Origin of the sequence: Roseobacter cerasinus (genome assembly GCF_009811755.1) — a bacterium.
Lineage (GTDB): Bacteria > Pseudomonadota > Alphaproteobacteria > Rhodobacterales > Rhodobacteraceae > Roseobacter > Roseobacter cerasinus.
This window is the reverse complement of sequence record NZ_BLIV01000006.1, coordinates 173,113-192,721: the sequence shown is the minus strand read 5'-3', so window position 1 is coordinate 192,721 and position 19,609 is coordinate 173,113. Positions and strand designations below refer to the sequence as shown.

Sequence of the window (19,609 nt, the reverse complement as noted above, 5' to 3'; positions counted from 1 at the left end):
CCGGTGAGACATGAAGAACTGGCTCCGCAAGAACCCGCATGTCCGCGCGATCCGCGTGGCGGCCTCTGATCTCAACGGGCAGGCGCGGGGCAAACGCATTCCGGCCCGTTTTGCCGACAAGGCCATTGAGGGCGGGACGCGCTTTCCCATGTCGGTGCTCAATCTCGACATCTGGGGCGAAGACATTGACGACAGCCCCCTGGTCTTTGAGAGCGGTGATCGGGACGGTGTGTTGAAGCCCACTGAACGCGGCTTTGTGCCCATGCCCTGGCTGGACGCCCCCACGGCGCTGTTGCCAATCTGGATGTTTCACGAAGATGGGCGACCCTATGACGGCGATCCGCGCCATGCGCTGCGCGCGGTGCTAGATCGATACACCGAACGCGGGCTTACGCCGGTCTGCGCGGTTGAGTTGGAGTTCTTCCTGATCGACGATTCCGGGCGCAACCTCCAGGTGCCGCCCTCCCCCCGCTCGGGCAAGCGCCGGGTGGCGGGAGAGATCCTGAGTTTGCGCGCGCTGGATCAGTTCGACGGGTTTTTCACCGATCTCTATGATGCATGCGAGGAGATGGACATTCCCGCAGACACCGCCATTTCCGAGGCGGGGCTGGGACAATTCGAGATCAACCTGATGCATGGGGAGGATGCCCTGCGTGCGGCGGATGACGCCTGGCTGTTCAAGATGCTGGTCAAGGGCATGGCGCGCAAACACGGGTTTGCGGCAAGCTTTATGGCGAAGCCTTACCCGGACTACTCGGGCTCCGGCCTGCATGTGCATTTCTCTGTGCTGGACGCGGAAGGTTGCAACATCTTCGACAACGGTGGGCCGGAGGGCACGGCCGCGCTGCGCCACGCGGTGGCGGGATGCCTTGTGGCGATGCCGGGCTCTGCGCTGATTTTCGCGCCGCATGCCAACAGTTTTGATCGGATGGTGCCCGGGTCACATGCGCCGACGGGCATCAGCTGGGCCTATGAGAACCGCACCTCGGCCATCCGCATTCCGTCGGGGGCGCCGGCGGCCCGGCGCATCGAGCACCGGACCGCCGGTGGCGACGTCAACCCGTATCTCATGTTGGCCGCCGTTTTGGGCGCCGCCATGTCGGGGATCGAGGACGCAGCTGAGCCGCCTGCGCCGATCACCGGGAATGCATATGCCGCAGATCTGCCGCAGATCCCCGGCGACTGGGCCAGCGCCATTGACGCGTTTGATAGCAGCCCCGAGATTGCGCGTATCTTCGCCCCGGACCTGATCCGCAATCTTGTTCTGACAAAGCGGCAGGAGTTGCACTACATGCAAGAGCTTTCTCCGGAAGAACAGGTTGCCATCTATCTGGACACGGTGTGAGGCAGTTATGAAAATCGGTATTCTGATCACGGGACACCCACCCGACACGATGCGGGACGGAGGGCTCTATGATCAGTACTTCGCGCGGTTGCTGGAGGGTCACAGCTTTACGTTCCAGGGGTGGTCGGTCTGCGATGGCGATTTTCCGGAGAGCGTTGGGGAGGCCGACGGCTGGCTGATCACCGGCTCGAAACACGGGGCCTATGAGGAGCACGACTGGATCCCGCCGCTGGAGGCGTTCATCCGCGCAGCGCATGCGGCGAGGCGCCCGATGATCGGTGTCTGTTTTGGCCATCAGATCATCGCGCAGGCGATGGGCGGCCGGGTTGAGAAGTTCAGCGGAGGCTGGGCTGTGGGGCGGACAGAATATGACATGGGCGGGCGGCGCGTGGCGGTGAATGCCTGGCACCAGGATCAGGTGGTGGAGAAACCGGAGGCTGCAGAGGTTTTTGCCAGCAACGCCTTTTGCGAAAACGCCGGGTTGCTTTATGGAGACCTGATCTGGACCATTCAGCCGCATCCAGAATACGGCTCGGATTTCATCAACGGGTTGATCCGCACGCGGGGCAAGGGCGTTGTGCCCGACGCGCTGCTGGAGGCGGCCAACGCGCGTCTGGATAAGCCAACTGACCGCATGCAGGTGGCCGACATGATGGCTGCGTTTTACAGGAAAGAGAGGGCCTGATGGCTGACTGGACAAACACCCTGCCTGCGGCGGCTCAGGTCTATCTGGAAGGCCGCCGGTTGGATGAGGTGGAATGCATCATCTCTGACCTGCCGGGCATTGCGCGCGGCAAGGCGGTGCCCGCGTCGAAATTCGCGCGGCAGGACTATTTTCATCTGCCTGACAGCATTTTCTACCAGACGATTACGGGCGACTGGGGTGAAGCCGCAGGCGAGGATGGGTTCATCGAGAAAGACATGATCCTTAAACCGGACATGAGTACGGCAACAGCGGCGCCCTGGACGGGTGACTGGACCCTGCAGGTGATTCACGACGCCTATGACCGGGCGGACCTGCCGGTGCCCTTCAGTCCGCGCAATGTGTTGAAACGGGTCTGCCAGCTTTATCGCGACAAGGGGTGGAAACCGGTGGTGGCACCGGAGATGGAGTTCTTTCTGGTCGCGCGCAACATCGACCCCGCCCATGAGATCGAACCGATGATGGGCCGCTCGGGCCGGCCGGCCGCAGCGCGGCAGGCCTATTCAATGACAGCGGTGGACGAATTTGGCCCGGTGATCGACGACATCTATGATTTCGCCGAGGCGCAGGGGTTCGAGATCGACGGGATCACGCAAGAGGGGGGCGCGGGGCAGTTGGAGATCAATCTGCGTCATGGCGATCCGGTCAAGCTGGCGGATGAAGTGTTTTATTTCAAACGGCTGATCCGGGAGGCGGCGCTGCGGCATGACTGCTTTGCCACCTTCATGGCGAAACCGATTGCTGACGAACCAGGCAGTGCGATGCATATCCATCACTCGGTTCTGGATGCGGAGAGTGGCGCCAACATCTTTTCCGGCCCGGATGGGGAGGAGACGCCCGCGTTCCAGCATATGATCGCCGGTCTGCAGACACATATGCCAGCGGCCATGGCGGTCATTGCGCCTTACGTGAACAGCTACCGGCGGTATGTGAAGGATCAGGCAGCACCGATCAACCTGCAATGGGGGCGGGACAATCGCACCACCGGCATTCGGATTCCACTTTCGAGCCCCGAGGCCCGGCGCGTGGAGAACCGTCTGACCGGGATGGATTGCAACCCTTATCTGGGCATCGCGACGAGCCTTGCCTGCGGGTATCTTGGGCTGGTTGAGCAGAAAGATCCTGCCCCGGAGTTCAAAGGCGATGCCTATCATGGGGAGGGGGATATTCCGCGGGTTCTGGGCTCTGCCCTCGATCTTTTCGAAGAGGCAACAGCGCTGCATGAGGTGCTGGGCCCGGAGTTTGCGCGCGTCTATTCCATTGTGAAACGGGCGGAATACGATGAGTTCCTGCAGGTGATCTCGCCTTGGGAGCGGGAGCACTTGCTGCTCAATGTCTAGGCAGGTTGCTGGCTTGGGATTGCATATTTTGGGAACAATGAAGGGGGTCCTTTGAACCTGCTTTATGCCAATGATCAGGTCGGGGCGTATCCGAGCAGCTGGTATGCGGCGAGCACCCCGGCCTTGCCGCCGTTTGACAGTCTTCAAGGGGACGTGCGGGCCGATGTCTGTGTGGTTGGTGCCGGATACACAGGGCTTTCCGCCGCGCTGCATCTGGCACAGGCTGGGCGGCGCGTGGTGGTTCTGGAGGCGCATCGGGTCGGTTTTGGTGCCTCGGGGCGCAATGGCGGGCAACTGGGCAGCGGCCAACGCGTCGAGCAGGACACACTGGAGCGTATGGTCGGGGAGACCCAGGCACGTGCCCTGTGGGATCTGGCCGAGGACGCTAAGGGGTTGGTGAAATCGCTGGTTCGCGAGCACGGCATTGACTGTCATCTGAAGCCGGGCGTTGCCTATGCGGCATCCCATGCGTCGGACGTCGATGCGTTACACGACTATGCCGGGCACCTGTCTGACGCCTATGGATATTCGCAGCTTGAAACGCTGGATGCGGAGGCCTGTCATGCGCTCTGCCCCTCGCCAGACTATAAGGGGGGGGTTTTGGATATGGGGGCGGCGCATTTACACCCGTTGGCTTTTGCTTTGGGGCTGGCGCGCGCCGCGCGAGACGCGGGCGCTGAGATTTATGAGCGATCACATGTGCAGCGGCTAGAGCATGGCACGCCTGCGGTCGTGCACACAGATACGGGCCGGGTCATCGCGGATCATGTAATTCTGGCGTGCAACGGGTATCTGTCGTCGCTGGCGCCGAAGGTGTCGGCGCGCGTGATGCCGATCAACAATTTCATCGTGGCGACCGAGCCGCTGGGGGAAGACACACGCAGGGTGCTGACGCGCGATGTGGCCGTGGCGGACAGCCGGTTTGTGGTGAACTACTTCCGGCTGAGCCACGATGGGCGGCTGCTCTTTGGCGGGGGCGAGAGCTATGGCTACAGGTTCCCCCGCAACATCGCCGCCACGGTGCGCAAGCCGATGGAAATCGTCTTCCCGCATTTGAAAGACGTCCGGATCGACTATGCCTGGGGCGGGACCCTGGGCATCACAATGAAGCGCTTTCCCTATCTGGCGCGGGTGGCGCCCACTGTGCTGTCGGCCTCGGGCTACTCCGGCCATGGGTTGGGCACAGCGACCCATGCGGGCAAGCTGATGGCGGATGCCATCGCCGGGCAAACCGATGGGTTCGACACCATGGGCTGCGTGCCGACGCCCGCGTTCCCCGGTGGCGGGGCGTTGCGCACGCCGCTGCTGGTGCTGGCGATGAGCTGGTATGCGCTGCGCGACCGGCTGGGTGTCTGAGCGGCACGCGGCGTCACAAACTATTCACTTGGCCACACTCAGCGATTGTTTTAGTATTTCGGAAAGTCACATTAAGGAAATCCGAATATGACATTGCCCGATATGCATGCGGCAGAGCCGATCCCCGAGGCCGCGCGGGCCGAGATTGACCGGCTGCTGCAGAGTGGCGATCTGTTCCGCTATACGGCCCCATCGGACGCGCCGGTTGCCTTGTTGGAGGCGGAGTTCGCGGCGATGATGGGCAGCAAATATGCGCTGGCGGTGTCATCCTGTTCGGCGGCGCTGTTTCTCTCGCTGAAAGCGCTGAACCTGCCGCGCGGCGCAGGGGTGTTAATCCCCGGGTTCACCTTTGCGGCTGTGCCGTCTTCGGTGATCCATGCGGATTGTGTGCCGCTGCTCTGTGAAGTGGGTGAGAACTACCGCATCGATATCGCGGATTTCGCGGCCAAGCTGCCTCAGGCGCAGGCGGTGATCATCAGCCATATGCGCGGGCATACCTCGGACATGGATGCGATCATGGCGCTCTGTGAGGCAGCGGATGTGCCCGTGATCGAGGATGCGGCGCATTCGCTGGGCACCCTGTGGCGCGGCCAGAAGATTGGGACGATGGGCAGGATCGGCTGTTTCTCCTTCCAGTCCTACAAGATGGTGAACGCAGGCGAAGGTGGCATTCTGATCACAGATGACGCCGATCTGGTGGCCCGCGCGATCATCATGTCGGGCGCCTATGAGCACAACTGGAAGAAACACCCCGTGCTGCTCGACGCCTTTGCGCGTCATCAGAACCGGCTGCCGTTGTACAATCTGCGGCTGAACAACCTCTCAGCGGCGCTGATCCGCCCGCAGTTGGAGGCTTTGCCACAGCGGGTCCGCGATGGGCGGCGGAACCACGACTATGTGGCTGAGCGGTTGAATAACTCGCCTTTCATCGACGTGCCTGCACCGCTCGACGGGGAAGAGCGCGCGCCTGACAGTATTCAGTTCAATATCGTCAATGTGGATGAGGCCACGGTTGCAGCCTTCGCGCGGGCAGCGGATGCTGCGGGCGTGAAGGTTCAGGTCTTTGGTCAAAGCTCGGACAACGCACGCGCCTTCTGGAACTGGCAGTTCATCGAAGACCTGCCCGAGTTGCCGCGCACCCGTGCGATGCTGATGCGCGCCTGTGATGTGCGGCTTCCCGTACGGCTTAGCATGGAAGAGCTGGATGCAGTTGTGGATGTGCTACTGACCGCCATCGACAGCGTGACCGAAGAGGCCCGGCCCGCCGTCGCCTGACGCCTATTTCAGCTTGGACAGCTTGTCCTGCAAATCTGCGAGCTGCTGCTTTATGGCGTCGAGGTCTTCGCCCTTTTCGGGCTCGTCCTCGTCGCCATCAGGCGCGCTCCAACCGCTGCCGCCAGCCAGCCCGCCGGTCATGGCCTTCATAAACGCCTCTTGCTGCGCTTGCATCAGTTCGAACCCCGGCATCTTCGCCATCGGGTTCATCGCAGTCATCTTATCCATCATCTGGCTCTGACCGTCGCGCAGCATCTCGAACGACGCCTGCAGAAACTGCGGCACGACGCTGGCGCCCGGGGTCATGTAGCTGCGCACCAGATCGTTCAGAACGTCCACCGGCAGCACGCTCTCGCCCCGGCTCTCATGCTCCGCGATGATCTGCAGAAGATACTGCCGGGTGAGGTCATCGCCCGACTTCAGATCAACGATCTGAACCTCACGCCCTTCGCGGATGAGGGTCGCGATATCCTCCAGGGTCACATAGTCGCTGGTCTCGGTGTTGTAGAGGCGTCGGCTGGCATAGCGCTTGATCAACAGTGGTTTGTCTTTTTCAGCCATGACACGTCTCCCGGATCCAGTGCTGCACTGCAGCTTAGGACAGGGTTTTTCAAAAAGAAAGAGCGGGCTTTAAAAAGCCCGCTCTCCAATTGTGCGCCATTCAGGGAGGAAACAGGCGCGAACGATCAACTGGTTACTTTGCAGTTGCTGCTTTCTTGACCGCAGCAGTTGCCTCTTTGGTGGCTTTCTTGACAGCGGCAGAAGCGTCTTCGCTCATGTCTTTGCCAGCAGCCATCATCAGCTCAACTGTGTCCATTTGTGCTTTCTTCGCAACTTCGGCGAAGGCTGCCATGTGCTCGGCCGCTGTTTCGGAGTATGCGGAGGCGAAATCGGTCATCGCTTTTGCATAGTCGACGGGCTCTGCTTTGGCTTTCGACATCTCGGCCAGTTTGGCCAGCGTGTCTTGTGTCCACTTGCTGGAGATCTCGGTGGATTTCTCAGCAGCTGTCAGCGCCACGCCGGACAGTTTCTCGTTCAGGGAAGCAGTTGTCTTGAACGCGTCTTCCATGGCGGCTGTGTCAACCGGGAAAGCGCCCATGACGTCTTTGAGCATGGCGGTCAGGTCAGGTGTCTTGGTCATCTTTCAAATCCTTTTGTCGCTGTCGGGGCCAGCCCCCGCTTTCTGCATCTGCAAAAGGATATACATGCTGCAGTGCGGCATTTCAAGTATTTTTTCTGCACCGCAGCATATTTCTTGACGCTAGGAAAAGCACATGCGAAATCAGAGCGTTGCCTTCTTGGCCACATAGGTTCCGGGCGCATCGCAGAGCGCTGAGTGGCTGGAGTCTCCCGGAATACGTGCAGGAATCATCTTGCCTGCGCGCTTTTGCAGCCAGGTTTCCCAACGCGGCCACCACGACCCTTCGTGGAACTCAGCCTGCGCCAGCCAGTCTTGATGCGACAGCGTCAGATCCGGGTTCGTATAGTGGCCGTATTTGTTGCGCGTGGGCGGGTTCACGATGCCGGCGATATGCCCCGACTGGGTCATGATGAAGGTCTTGTCCTTCGATCCCATCTGCTGGATGCCGCGATAGCTGTCCTTCCAGGCGGCGATGTGGTCGGTCTCGCAGGCAATCGCGCAGAGTGGCACGTCAACCTCATCCAAAGTCAACTTGTGGCCTAGTAACTCGAACCCACCCTTCGCCAGCTCGTCCCGCTGGCACAATCCACGCAGATACTGCATAGCCATCTTCGCAGGCAAGTTGGCCCCATCGCCATTCCAATAGAGCAGGTCAAACGCCGGAGGTGTCTCACCCATCATGTAGCTCTTGATCGCGGGACCATAGATCAGGTCATTCGACCGCAGGAACGAGAAGGTCCGCGCCATGATCACCGAGGGCAGCACGCCCTTGTCGGCCACTTCCTCCTCAATCCCATCGATAAAATCATCGGTGAGAAACGGCGTGAACTCTCCCTGATCGGAGAAATCGGTCAGCGCAGTAAAAAAGGTCGCGGATTTGATCGAGCGCTCGCCCCGCTGTTTCAAGAGCGACAGTGTGAGCGCCAGCGTCGTGCCTGCAATACAATAGCCGATCACATTGACCTGCCGCTCCTTGGTGATGGATTTCACCACATCGATGGCCGTCAGATATCCGCCTTCGACATAGTCTTCCATTCCGACATCGCTGTAAGACGGGTCCGGATTCACCCAGGAGACAACAAAGACCGTGTGGCCCTGATCGACCAGCCACTTCACCAGGCTGTTCTGCGCCTTGAGGTCGAGAATATAGTATTTGTTGATCCAGGGTGGGAAGATGATCAGCGGGACTTTATGCACCTCATCCGTTGTCGGGGTGTATTGGATCAGCTCCATCATCCGGTTGCGGAAGACGACCTTGCCCGGGGTCGTGGCGATGTTGCGGCCCAGCTCAAACGCGCCCTCATCGGCGAGTTTTACGACCAACTCACCCTTGTTGGCCTCCAGATCGCTGATCAGGTTTTCCAGCCCCTGCACCAGGCTCTGCCCTTCCGTCTCCAGCGCCTTTTCCAGCGCGTCAGGGTTGGTGGCGAGGAAATTCGTGGGCGACATCATATCGACAATCTGGCGCGCAAAATACTGCAGGCGGCTCTTCTCCACAGGCTCGAGATCGGTCACATCCTGAACCGCCGTGGTCAGCGCCTCGGCGTTGATGAGATACTGCTTCTTGATGTAGTTGAAATAGGGGTGCGTGTCCCACAGCGGGTTGGCGAACCGGCGGTCGGATGGTCCGGGGTCAGGCGGCGCGGTCAGCTTGCCCTTGGTCAGTTCATGCTGCGCTGCAACGAACTGTTTCATGGTGTCCGCCCAATAGCTCATCTGATGTTCGAACACCTTGGCCGGATTGTTCACGGCCTCAGCCCAATAGGCCTGTGCCGCACGGCCAAAAAGCTCTTGATTCGGACCATCGAGCGCGGGGTTGTGGGTTTGCCGGTGGGTCAGAACCCGCTGCAACCGCTCGGAAAGCTCTTCAACTTTCTTTAAGTTTTCAGTCATTTTCTCAAGGGTTTCACCCGAGGGAACGAGATCGCCGTCAGAAAAAGTTGTCATGTTAATCTTTCCCTCGTATGTTCGCACCTGCAGCATCACGTCGTATGCTTTCAGGGGGCGAAGCGACTGCAGGTGCCGGTGCGACCGGAGTGTAACAAGGAGAGCCCTTATGCGCTATATGGCGACATACGACCTGATGGAGACCCTGCGCAACACCAATCAATGGTTGGGTGCAACCGCCCACGCAATGGCAGCTTATCCCGCTTTTTCCATGATGCCAAACCCGGGCTTTACCTGGATGAGGGCGTGGGGCGAGGTGACGGAGCGGACGTTTCAGCGCATGGTTGTGAAGCCCGATTGGAACATCCCGCCGGTCTCCACCCATGACGGGCGCGACCACCCCGTGACAACCGAAATCATTGTCGAACGCGACTTTGGCGATCTGGTGCATTTCGAGGTACTGGGGCGCGAGGCCCAGTCGCGAAAGGTGCTGCTTGTGGCGCCCATGTCGGGCCACTATGCGACCCTTTTGCGCTCGACCGTGATCAGCCTGCTGCCGGACGCGGATCTCTATATCACCGATTGGCATAACGCGCGTGATATCCCTGTCAGTGCTGGCAAGTTCGATGTTGAGGATTATACCCTCTATCTTGTCGATTTCATGAAAGAGCTCGGCCCCGATACGCATGTGATCGCCGTATGTCAGCCTGCACCGCTGACGCTGGCCGCCACTGCCTATCTGGCTGAGGAAGACCCCAAGGCGCAGCCGTGCAGCCTGACCCTGATCGGTGGGCCGATTGATCCGGACGCGACGCCCACCGACGTGACTGATTTTGGCCACCGCATGACGATGGGTCAGCTCGAAGAGCTGATGATCCAGCGTGTGGGCTTCAAATATCCCGGGGTCGGGCGGCTGGTTTACCCTGGGCTGCTGCAGTTGAGCTCGTTCATTTCGATGAATGCCGAGACGCACACCAAAGCCTTCACTGACCAGATCGCGCGCGTGGCCCGTGGCGAAGCGGCGGATCACGACAAGCACAACAAGTTCTACGACGAATATCTTGCGGTGATGGATATGACCGCCGAGTTCTACCTCAGCACGGTGGAACGCATTTTCAAAAACGGTGAAATCGCCAAGAACATCTTCACAGTCGCGGGCAAGCAGGTCGACATCGGCAAGATCACCACAGTGGCCGTCAAGACCGTCGAAGGCTCCAAGGATGACATCTCTGCCCCCGGCCAATGTGTGGCGGCACTGGATCTCTGCACCGGCCTGCCCGATGATAAGAAGGCCAGCCATGTTGAGGACGGCGCCGGACACTACGGGATTTTTGCGGGCAAAAGCTGGCGGCGCAATATCCGCCCGCTGGTGCTGGACTTCATCGACGCCAACAGCAGTACCCCTGACAAGAAGCGCAAAGCGGCGAACAAGAACGCCGCTGCCTGACCTTTGCTAGGTCTGCGCCATCCAGGCTCGCAAGGCTTGAGTGGTTTCCGCCGGCTGCTCCAGCGTTGGCAGATGCCCTGACCCCTCCAGAATACGCAGTTGCGCATTGGGGATCAGTTCGGCCATCGCCTCATGCCGTTTGACCGGGCAGAGCGCGTCATGCCGCCCGCACAAAACCAGCGCGGGCACCTTGCATCTGCGCAACACCTCCTGCTGATCACGCCTGCGCTGCAGCGCCCGCGACTGGCGCACAAAGACCTCCGGCCCCAGCGTCCCCGCCATATCCATGACCAGATCAAGCACATCCTGCCGCTGTGGGCCGGGGGCAAGGTAGTTGGGTTTCATCTCTTCCCGCATCACATCGAGCATGCGGCCCGTGCGCGCCGCAACGATCTGCGGTTCGCGCGCGGCGGCGACCTGCGGCGTCTCGGCCAGTGGGTTCGTGTCCATCAGCGCAATGCGGGTGATGCGATCCGGCGCGCGGCGCAGAATCTCCATCGCGACAATGCCCCCCATGCTCAGCCCCGCCAGAGCAAAGCGCCTGGGCAGTTGATCCAGCAGCCCGGACGCGATTTCCTCGACGCGTTCACCCCGGGTGATGGGCGCCACCGTAACGGCCATATCCGCCGACATCTCGGCAATCTGCGGGCCAAAGAGCCGCGCGTCACACATCAGCCCGGGCAGAAACACCAATGGTTCAGCCATGCCGACCCCCGTTTTTCCACCGCCGTTCGATCATGTGAAGGCCCCAGATACCCATTCCTGCGCGCCACACTATCCCCGCCTGCCTCAATCGCAAGGGCCATCCGGTGTCTCCACCATCACGGCAGATTGATGCCGCGAAAGGATGGAAAATCGGCGTAGCGCGCACGCCGCGCGGCCAGAGGTTCCTGCGGCTCTGCACCTGCGCGCAGCAGCATGCCCCGAGGTGCGATATAGCTGGAGATCGTGCGCAGCGGCTTTGGACGCCAGACCAGATTGAACGCGGCGAGCTTGGGAAAAAACCACATCTCGGAATAGGGCAAATGGTCGTGGATCCACCACGCCAGATCGCGCCAGTCGCGCCCCGCCTCATAGCGATCGGTGAACCAGGGGATGGCGAGTGAGGTGCCCGCCACCGCTTTGTCGCCGCACCCAATATCCCAGATGTGGCATTCGATGGGATTGTCGTTAGCCGCGCAGTTCAGCTTGTTGCGATTGCCATAGCCATTCAGCTCGGGCGAGCGATAGCCCGACCGGATCGCCAGCCGCCCGAATGTCTCCTCCAGCGGGTCGAGCAGTTGCGTACACAGCATGCGGCCGTTGGCGATGGTCAGCTCCGGGTCAGGCGGCACGTTGCGGACGCGGTGCATGTTGCCGATCTCGGAATAGAGAAAGTCGCGCATGTAGAAGTGTTTCGACAGGCGCACACGGCCCAGCGTCTCAAGGCTCCACATGGATTTGGGGCTGCGCATCAGTCGCCGCCGTAGCCCAGCCAGCGAAAGGCGCCATCCTCCTCGCGCAGAGGGGAAAACGGATTATGCGCAATCTCCCAGATGTGGCCCTCTGGGTCGGCGAAATAGCCGTGGTGCCCGCCCCAAAAGACATCCTGCGCCGGTTTGAGGATGCGCCCGCCCGCCGCCTCGGCCCGCTGCAAAAGCGGTGCAACCTCGGATTTGTCTCGTACGTTGTACCCAAAGGTGCAGGCACCATAGCCGAGATCCGAAACCGACAGCCCCATATCCTCCGCCAGCTTGTCCAGTGGATAAAGCCCCAGCGTCTGACCAATGAGATCATAGGCGATGACCCCGTCTGGCGATGGCGTGCGCACCCAGCCAAGCGCATCGTAGAAGGCCGCGAGCGCATCGACATCACGCGCGCCGAGGGTGATCAGGCTGATGCGGTGCTCCATTAGGTCTCCTCCGCCAAGGCCAGTACCTCGGTCACGGCCGTTTCGATCAAACCAAGGCACGGCCCATCGGAAAACCGGTGGTCAGCGTCCTTCACTAGTGTGAGCTGCATGTTCGGGCAGGTCGCGTGATCCAGCAAGCGCAGCGCGGTGTCGGTGCTGACCGCCGTATCTGCCGTGCCCTGCAGGCAGCGCACCGGGCAGGGCAGATCAAGCGGATCGCGCAGCACGAGGTTCTTGCGTCCATCCTCGATCATCTGGCGGGTGATTACATAGGGTTCCATATAGTCGGACGGCAGCTCGACCCGGCCCTCTTGCATGATCTGCGTGCGCTGCGCCTCGGAGAACCCGGCCCAATAGCTGTCTTCGGTGAAGTCAGGCGCGGCGGCGATGGTCACCAGCCCTGCCAGACGGTCGGGCACAGCCCGCGCCAACAGCAGCGCTTGCCAGCCGCCCATGGAGGAGCCGACTGGCAGAATCGGTCCGTCTGTCAACGCCTCGACAACAGCCCGCGTGTCTGCAGCCCAATCGCCGATGCACCCGTCTTCAAACCGCTCCGAGGACTGCCCATGCCCGGAATAGTCAAACCGCAGAAACGCGCGGCCTTGGTCCTTCGACCAAGCCTCCAGATGCAGCGCCTTGGTGCCCTCCATGTCTGATTTCAAACCGCCAAGAAACACGACCCATGGCCCCCGCCCTGGGCTGCGGTGATAGGCCAACCGACGCCCGCCCGGGCCGTCCAGAAATTCAGGTTGCGTCATTGAGGGATCCCTTTTGCGCCGATCATGCGCGCAAGCGGTTCAGCGCCGCAAGACCTGCTGGAATGAATTTATTACGTTACCATATTGTCACGTGACTAATAAGTAACCTATAAGAGACCTCATGGATTCGCTTTTCAAAGCCCTGGCCGACCCGACCCGGCGCGCATTGCTCGACAGCCTGCGCGCCAAACCGGGCCAAAGCCTCTCTGAGCTGCAAGGTCAGCTGGAGATGTCGCGGTTTGGCGTGATGAAACACCTTGGCGTGCTGGAAGAAGCCAAGCTGATCGTCACGCACAAGAAAGGCCGGTTCAAATACCACTACCTCAACGCCCTGCCCTTGCAGGAAGCGATAGATCGCTGGGTCGAGCCCCTGCTCGAACAACCGGCGGCGCGAGCGGTGATCAATCTCAAAACTCAACTTGAAGGGACATCGAAAATGTCAAAACCCGATTTCATGATGCAGACCTATATTCACTGCACCCAGGACGCGCTGTGGCGTGCGCTGACCGACCCGGAGGCCAATGCCGCCTATAACTTTGTGGCGGGCAGTTGCGTGCGCGAGGGCAACAAACTCATTCTGAAGTTTGAAGACGGTTCACCCATGCTGATCCTGACGGAGACGAAACTGACTCCCAAAACCCGGATCGAAAGCACGTTTGAGCCGCATTGGGCCGGGCCGAATGTGCCGCTGGAGCACTCGCGCTTCATCTATTTGATCGAACCGCAGGGCGAGAACTGCATGCTCACGGTCGAACACTATGACATCCCGGCAGGTCAGGAAGGTGTGGCCGAGGGCTGGCACCGCACCATTGCCGGGCTGAAGACATGGCTGGAAACGGGTCAGAGCGTCCGCTTTGCGCACGGCGAGATGGCGGGGTGAGCGATGACAGAGACCATGCTTTCAACCGAGTTGGGCATTGTTATCATGCTCTCGGTTTTCGCGGCGTCCCTATGGATTCCCTATATCGTCGGGGTGAATATGCATCCGCAGCAGGGGGTGGATGACTTCGCGCGTCCCCCGGCGTTGACGGGCTTTCCAGAATGGGTCCACCGCGCACATCGGGCGCATCTGAACCTGCTGGAGCAGCTGTTGCCTTTCGCCATCCTGACCTTGATTGTGGATCGGCTCGGAGGTTATTCAGACCTGACCTATTGGACGACGATCACGTTTTTCTGGCTGCGCATTGCGCATGCCGTCGGGATGATCTCAGGTCGTGCGCGGTCCCCGCTGCGACCCGTGATCTTTACCGGTGGCTGGATCTGTTGCCTGCTGATGGCCTACGCCGCATTTACCGCCTAAGCCCACCGCTCTGGCGCGATTACCCGCTGACGTAGGGGGTCGCGCCGGGGCGATAAAAGACTTTCTGATTGTGCAACCGGCCAAGCAGCTCTTCGGTCTCGCGCTGGTCCGCCTCAATCACGGTGATTGACTGCAGATCTGCCGGGTTTTCATCCGACAAGGCGCGGCGCATCTTGCAGAGCTCGCGCCCACGGGCGCGCAGCGCTTCCTCGATCAGATCGACGTCGTGAATGCTCAACTCAAAGCTCTTGTTATAGCGTGGCATAAGACCCCCATAGTGGCGCTTGGTTTCCGATTGGAAACATGTCGGATTTAACACATGGGACGTCGCAGTCAACGTATTCCTCAGTATACTTTTGGCAGGGTGGCTTGACTTCGCCGCAGGCACGGCGCAAGAGCGCCGCACACAACCCGCAACCGGGCGTCTCGTAGGCGCCAAACCGACGAGGAGCGCCCAAGATGGCCCAGATTTCTCTCACCTTTCCCGATGGCAATGCACGCGAGTATGAGGCTGGCGTAACCGCTGGCGATGTGGCGGCCAGTATCTCCACCTCGCTGCGCAAGAAGGCCATCTCCGCGACTGTGAACGGCGCGCACTACGATCTGGCCTGGCCAATCGAGCAGGACGCCTCCATCGCAATCCACACCATGGCGGATGAAGCGCAGGCCAATGAGCTGGTGCGCCATGACCTTGCGCACATCATGGCGCGTGCGGTGCAGGACATCTGGCCTGACACAAAAGTCACCATCGGCCCGGTGATCGAGAACGGCTGGTACTATGACTTTGATCGCGCAGAGCCCTTCACCCCGGAAGACCTCGGCCTCATCGAGAAAAAGATGAAGGAGATCATCAACAAGCGTGACCCCGTTCGCACCGAAGTCTGGGACCGTGCGCGCGCGATCAAGCACTACGAGGACAACGGCGAGCCCTACAAAGTCGAGCTGATCGAGGCCATCCCCGGTGACGAGCCGCTGCGCATGTACTGGCACGGCGACTGGCAGGACCTCTGCCGTGGACCGCACCTTCAACACACCGGTCAGGTGCCAGGCGACGCCTTCAAGCTGATGTCCATCGCGGGCGCCTATTGGCGGGGCGACAGTGACCGCGCGATGCTGCAACGCATCTACGGCGTGGCCTTCACTGGCAAGGAAAAGCTGCGCGCGCATCTCAACATGCTGGAGGAGGCCGCCAAGCGCGACCACCGCAAGCTGGGCCGCGAGATGGATCTGTATCACATGCAGGAGGAAGCGCCCGGCCAGGTCTTCTGGCACCCCAACGGCTGGTCGATCTACACCACCTTGCAGGACTACATGCGCCGCAAGCAACGCGCGGGCGGATATCAGGAGATCAACACCCCGCAGGTGGTGAACCGCAAACTCTGGGAGGCCTCCGGCCACTGGGAGAAGTACCAAGAGCACATGTTCATCGTCGAGGTGGAGGAAGAGCACGCGGCAGAGAAGGCCGTGAATGCCCTCAAGCCGATGAACTGCCCCTGCCACGTGCAGGTGTTCAACCAGGGCCTCAAATCCTACCGCGACCTGCCCTTGCGGCTGGCTGAATTTGGCGCCTGCACCCGCTATGAGCCCTCGGGCGCGCTGCACGGCATCATGCGCGTGCGTGGATTCACCCAGGACGACGCGCATATTTTCTGCACCGAGGATCAGATCGAGGCGGAATGCGCGAAGTTCATCAACTTCCTCGCCGATATCTACGCCGATCTGGGCTTCGAGACCTTCGAGATCAAATTCGCCACCCGGCCTGAAAAGCGTGTGGGCAGCGACGAGAGCTGGGATCACGTCGAAGGCGCGCTGGAAGCGGCGATCAAGGCGACCGGGCGCGAGTTCACCCTGGAGCCGGGTGATGGCGCGTTTTACGGCCCCAAGCTCGACTTCTACCTCACCGATGCCATCGGACGGGTCTGGCAGTGCGGCACCTTTCAGGTGGACCCGAACCTGCCAGACCGTCTGGGGGCCACTTACATCGGCGAAGACGGGGCCAAGCACCGGCCTTATATGCTGCACCGGGCTTGTCTGGGTTCTTTCGAACGGTTCATCGGCATTCTCATCGAGAACTCTGCCGGGAAACTACCCTTCTGGCTGGCACCGCGTCAGGTGGTTGTGGCCTCGATCATTTCAGACGCCAATGACTATGTGGAAGAGGTCGTGGCCGCACTTCAAGCGGCAGACGTGCGCGCCGAAGCGGATGTGCGCAACGAAAAGATCAACTACAAGGTGCGCGAACATTCCGTTGCCAAAGTGCCCGTGATCCTGGCCGTCGGCGCGCGCGAAGTGGAAGAGCGCACCGTGACCCTCCGGCGGCTTGGCGAAAAGCAGACCAAGGTCGAAGCGCTGAGCGCTGTAACAGAGGCGCTTGGTCACGACGCGACCCCACCTGATCTGCTGTAACAATTCTATGCCTCGCGCCGTAAAAATGCACGCGCGAGGCAGAAATTCTGTAACATTTTGTAATCTTCGACAGGAATCCCCTGCGCCCGGCCAACATCTGCTGACGGCTCCGTGAGACACGGGCTCGTGAGTAGATTATCAACGATTGAGCGCGTAGATAATGTGACATCATTGGCCAGGATGGCTCTCAACAAGGGAATGACACCATGTCGAACACAATGAAAACAGTCGCACTTGCCGGTGCTGTGGCCGCGGCGATGACCGCTCAGATGACCACCGTCGAAGCCGCTTCGAAAGAGAAATGCTACGGCGTGTCGCTGGCAGGCGCCAATGATTGCGCCGCCGGCCCCGGCACAACTTGCGCCGGCACATCGACCGTTGACTACCAGGGCAACGCCTGGACGCTGGTCGATGCAGGCACCTGCGCCGAGATTGACCTGCCCGCGATGGCAGATGGCACACCGCGCCAGGGCTCGCTGGAAGAGCTGGACCGCGACCTGCCTGCATAAGGCCGGACTTCAAAGACATTGCGTCCGGCGGCCTCGTGTCGCCGGACACCTCTCATCTGACGCTGCCCGAGACCCAATTCTGTCGGAGGTCCAAGATGCTGGATAACGCCCCCCGTTTCGATCACCTGCCCGCCGCGCCCGGTGTGGGCTACAAGCCGCAGCACTTCACAGAGCTGCGTGCGGAGCCCGGTCCCGTTGCCTGGATCGAGGTGCATGCGGAGAACTACATGGGAGACGGCGGTCGCCCGCTGGCGCAACTGCGCGCATTGTCCGAGCAGTTTGCCCTCTCTGTGCATGGTGTGGGCCTCAGCATAGGCGGCGAAGGCGCGCTGGACGCCGATCATCTGGCGCGGCTGAAAAAACTGGTCGGCTGGGCACGGCCTGCGAGCTTTTCGGAGCATCTGGCCTGGTCGACCCATGGTGCGGAGTTTTTGAACGATCTGCTGCCCCTGCCCTACACGACTGCCACGCTGACCCGCGTGGCTGATCACATTGATCAGGTGCAATCCACGCTGGGCTGTCAGATGCTGCTGGAAAACCCCTCCAGCTACCTCGCCTTTGCGGAAAGCACCTGGGCGGAAACCGATTTTCTGGCCGAACTGGTCAAGCGCACCGGCTGCGGCCTGCTGCTGGATGTGAACAACGTCTTCATCTCCGCCACCAACCTCGGTCTCTCGGCCCAAGGCTACATCGACGCCTTTCCGCTGCACGCCGTTGGCGAGATTCACGTCGGCGGTCATGACGAAGACGCAGACGACCACGGCGCGCCCCTGCTTATCGACAGCCACGGCAAACCCGTCGTGGACCCCGTTTGGGCCCTGTTAGACATCACGCTGGCCAAATGTGGCCCACGGCCTGTGTTGGTCGAATGGGACACGGATGTGCCAGATTGGCCCACCCTGCGCAGTGAGGCCGAACGGGCCGCGCGCGCGCTCGCGCCCGCGGCATGACTGTCAGCCAAAGCATATTCCGGAAGGCCATTCTGGACCCGACACAGGCGGTACCGGAGGGGCTGCGCGACGGCGCGAACGCCCCTGCGGGCAAGCGATTTTCCGTCTACCGCAATAACGTGGTCGTCTCCTTGACCGAAGCGCTGCAAGTTGCCTTCCCGCTTGTCTACAAGCTGCTGGGCGGCGAAACCTTCTCGCGGCTCGCGGCCATCTACGTGCGGCAACATCCGCCACCTTCGCCTTTGATGATGCACTACGGCGCAGCTCTGCCCGCGTTTCTGGAGCAATTCGAACCGTTGGCGCATATCGGCTATCTGCCCGACTGCGCCCGCCTCGATCTCGCTCTGCGCGCGTCCTATCACGCGACCGATGCGCCCGCGCTCGCACCAGAGCGGCTGCAAGCCGACCCTGAAAGGCTTGTGCAGATGAATTTTGCGTTGGCCCCGGCAACGCGCGTTTTGCGCTCGCAATGGCCGCTGCATGACATCTGGCGGCTGAATTTCGAGGCGGACGCGCCAAAACCCCGCGCTGTGGCGCAGGACGTGCTGATCACTCGGCCCGCATTTGACCCCCATCCCCACCTGCTGCCAGACGGGGCTGCAACGTGGCTCGAACACCTCTCAACAGGCAAGACTTTCGGCGCGGCCCACGAGGCCACACGCGCCGCCATCCCCGATTTCGACCTGGCGCAGGCCCTGACGCTTGCACTGCAAACCGGCGCGTTGACCGACACGACAAAGGACACATAAATGATCTCTCTCTACGCTTCGCTCACGGACCGCCTGTCGCGGGCGGACTGGCTGCTTGCCACGCTGGCGCGTTTTGTCTTTGCGGCCACGCTGCTGATGTATTTCTGGGTTTCCGGCCTGACCAAATTGGGAGAGGGTGTGTTGGGCCTGTTCCAACCCTCGGTCGGCGCCTACGCACAGATCTTCCCCAAAGCGATGGAAGCCGTGACCTATGACGTCACGCAGCTGTCGATCTTTCATTGGGCCGTTGTGGTGGCCGGAACCTGGGCGGAGTTCATCTTGCCCGCTCTCATTGTCGTCGGCCTGCTGACACGTCTTTCGGCGCTTGGCATGATCGGATTCGTGATCGTGCAGTCGTTGACCGACCTGATCGGCCACGGTGGGCTGGAGCACAAAGAGACCTTTGGCGCCTGGTTCGACCGCTTTCCCGACAGCGCGATCCTCGACCAACGCGCCTTCTGGATCTTTGTTCTGCTGGTACTGGTCATCAAGGGCGCAGGCCCCCTGTCTTTTGATGCTGCTCTGAAACGGCGCGTGCCGGAGGCTTGAACC

Annotated in this window: 21 protein-coding genes; 13 read left to right on the top strand and 8 right to left on the bottom strand. The window is 61.0% G+C overall.

Annotated elements, in window-relative coordinates; translation table 11 throughout:
- Positions 1–10: 10 nt before the first annotated feature.
- The 5 genes from So717_RS16035 to So717_RS16015 all read left to right on the top strand — a co-directional run bounded on the left by So717_RS16035 (position 11) and on the right by So717_RS16015 (position 6,019).
- Positions 11–1,345, top strand: coding sequence for a glutamine synthetase family protein (locus tag So717_RS16035; protein ID WP_159979127.1), 1,335 nt, complete (start codon positions 11–13; stop codon positions 1,343–1,345).
- Positions 1,346–1,352: 7 nt separating this feature from the next.
- Positions 1,353–2,030: a type 1 glutamine amidotransferase gene (locus So717_RS16030; RefSeq protein ID WP_159979125.1), complete on the top strand. Its 678-nt coding sequence runs from the start codon at positions 1,353–1,355 to the stop codon at positions 2,028–2,030.
- Complete coding sequence (locus So717_RS16025; protein ID WP_159979123.1) at positions 2,030–3,388, top strand: glutamine synthetase family protein; 1,359 nt, start codon at positions 2,030–2,032, stop codon at positions 3,386–3,388. Before So717_RS16030 ends, So717_RS16025 begins: the two co-directional genes overlap by 1 nt.
- A gap of 51 nt (positions 3,389–3,439) precedes the next feature.
- Positions 3,440–4,744 carry an NAD(P)/FAD-dependent oxidoreductase gene (locus tag So717_RS16020; RefSeq protein WP_159979121.1) on the top strand — a complete coding sequence of 435 codons (1,305 nt, stop codon included), beginning with the start codon at positions 3,440–3,442 and terminating at the stop codon, positions 4,742–4,744.
- A gap of 87 nt (positions 4,745–4,831) precedes the next feature.
- The gene (locus tag So717_RS16015) at positions 4,832–6,019 is read left to right on the top strand and encodes a DegT/DnrJ/EryC1/StrS family aminotransferase (protein WP_159979119.1); all 1,188 of its coding nucleotides are present in this window, start codon (positions 4,832–4,834) and stop codon (positions 6,017–6,019) included.
- Between the two features lie 3 nt (positions 6,020–6,022).
- Here So717_RS16015 and phaR read toward each other — a convergent pair whose 3' ends face one another.
- From phaR to So717_RS16000, 3 genes are all read right to left on the bottom strand, one after another.
- The gene (gene phaR, locus So717_RS16010) at positions 6,023–6,580 is read right to left on the bottom strand and encodes a polyhydroxyalkanoate synthesis repressor PhaR (RefSeq protein ID WP_159979116.1); all 558 of its coding nucleotides are present in this window, start codon (positions 6,578–6,580) and stop codon (positions 6,023–6,025) included.
- Positions 6,581–6,713: 133 nt separating this feature from the next.
- Positions 6,714–7,160, bottom strand: a complete 447-nt coding sequence (locus So717_RS16005; RefSeq protein WP_159979114.1) for a phasin family protein — start codon at positions 7,158–7,160, stop codon at positions 6,714–6,716.
- Positions 7,161–7,301: 141 nt separating this feature from the next.
- A complete protein-coding gene (locus So717_RS16000) occupies positions 7,302–9,107 on the bottom strand; it encodes a PHA/PHB synthase family protein (RefSeq protein ID WP_159979112.1) in 1,806 nt (601 codons plus the stop codon).
- A 109-nt stretch (positions 9,108–9,216) separates the two neighbouring features.
- On the opposite strand from So717_RS16000, the gene phaZ reads away from it, so the two are divergent.
- Positions 9,217–10,494: a polyhydroxyalkanoate depolymerase gene (gene phaZ / locus So717_RS15995; RefSeq protein WP_159979110.1), complete on the top strand. Its 1,278-nt coding sequence runs from the start codon at positions 9,217–9,219 to the stop codon at positions 10,492–10,494.
- Positions 10,495–10,500: 6 nt separating this feature from the next.
- Here the strand turns inward: phaZ and So717_RS15990 are convergent, their stop codons facing one another.
- The 4 genes from So717_RS15990 to So717_RS15975 all read right to left on the bottom strand — a co-directional run bounded on the left by So717_RS15990 (position 10,501) and on the right by So717_RS15975 (position 13,143).
- On the bottom strand, positions 10,501–11,199 hold the full coding sequence (locus So717_RS15990) for an alpha/beta fold hydrolase (RefSeq protein WP_159979108.1): 699 nt from the start codon (positions 11,197–11,199) through the stop codon (positions 10,501–10,503).
- A 116-nt stretch (positions 11,200–11,315) separates the two neighbouring features.
- Entirely contained in the window at positions 11,316–11,930 is a 615-nt protein-coding gene (locus tag So717_RS15985) for a hypothetical protein (RefSeq protein ID WP_159979432.1), read from the bottom strand.
- A gap of 17 nt (positions 11,931–11,947) precedes the next feature.
- Positions 11,948–12,385 carry a VOC family protein gene (locus tag So717_RS15980; RefSeq protein WP_159979106.1) on the bottom strand — a complete coding sequence of 146 codons (438 nt, stop codon included), beginning with the start codon at positions 12,383–12,385 and terminating at the stop codon, positions 11,948–11,950.
- Positions 12,385–13,143, bottom strand: a complete 759-nt coding sequence (locus So717_RS15975; protein ID WP_159979104.1) for an alpha/beta fold hydrolase — start codon at positions 13,141–13,143, stop codon at positions 12,385–12,387. Before So717_RS15975 ends, So717_RS15980 begins: the two co-directional genes overlap by 1 nt.
- A gap of 121 nt (positions 13,144–13,264) precedes the next feature.
- Here So717_RS15975 and So717_RS15970 point away from each other — a divergent pair, with 121 nt between their 5' ends.
- Positions 13,265–14,023 (top strand): ArsR/SmtB family transcription factor, encoded by a 759-nt coding sequence (locus So717_RS15970; RefSeq protein WP_159979102.1) that lies wholly within the window; start codon positions 13,265–13,267, stop codon positions 14,021–14,023.
- A 3-nt stretch (positions 14,024–14,026) separates the two neighbouring features.
- Positions 14,027–14,443, top strand: coding sequence for an MAPEG family protein (locus So717_RS15965; protein WP_159979100.1), 417 nt, complete (start codon positions 14,027–14,029; stop codon positions 14,441–14,443).
- Between the two features lie 19 nt (positions 14,444–14,462).
- Here So717_RS15965 and So717_RS15960 read toward each other — a convergent pair whose 3' ends face one another.
- Complete coding sequence (locus tag So717_RS15960; protein WP_159979098.1) at positions 14,463–14,708, bottom strand: hypothetical protein; 246 nt, start codon at positions 14,706–14,708, stop codon at positions 14,463–14,465.
- Positions 14,709–14,902: 194 nt separating this feature from the next.
- On the opposite strand from So717_RS15960, the gene thrS reads away from it, so the two are divergent.
- The 5 genes from thrS (at position 14,903) to So717_RS15935 (ending at position 19,606) form a co-directional block, all read left to right on the top strand.
- Positions 14,903–16,849: a threonine--tRNA ligase gene (gene thrS, locus So717_RS15955; protein ID WP_159979096.1), complete on the top strand. Its 1,947-nt coding sequence runs from the start codon at positions 14,903–14,905 to the stop codon at positions 16,847–16,849.
- A 206-nt stretch (positions 16,850–17,055) separates the two neighbouring features.
- Positions 17,056–17,358 carry a BufA1 family periplasmic bufferin-type metallophore gene (locus So717_RS15950; RefSeq protein ID WP_159979094.1) on the top strand — a complete coding sequence of 101 codons (303 nt, stop codon included), beginning with the start codon at positions 17,056–17,058 and terminating at the stop codon, positions 17,356–17,358.
- A gap of 95 nt (positions 17,359–17,453) precedes the next feature.
- The gene (gene bufB / locus So717_RS15945) at positions 17,454–18,308 is read left to right on the top strand and encodes an MNIO family bufferin maturase (RefSeq protein WP_159979092.1); all 855 of its coding nucleotides are present in this window, start codon (positions 17,454–17,456) and stop codon (positions 18,306–18,308) included.
- The gene (locus So717_RS15940) at positions 18,305–19,057 is read left to right on the top strand and encodes an HvfC/BufC N-terminal domain-containing protein (protein WP_159979090.1); all 753 of its coding nucleotides are present in this window, start codon (positions 18,305–18,307) and stop codon (positions 19,055–19,057) included. The genes bufB and So717_RS15940 overlap by 4 nt, the downstream gene beginning before the upstream one ends.
- Positions 19,058–19,606: a DoxX family protein gene (locus So717_RS15935; protein WP_159979088.1), complete on the top strand. Its 549-nt coding sequence runs from the start codon at positions 19,058–19,060 to the stop codon at positions 19,604–19,606.
- Positions 19,607–19,609: the final 3 nt, after the last annotated feature.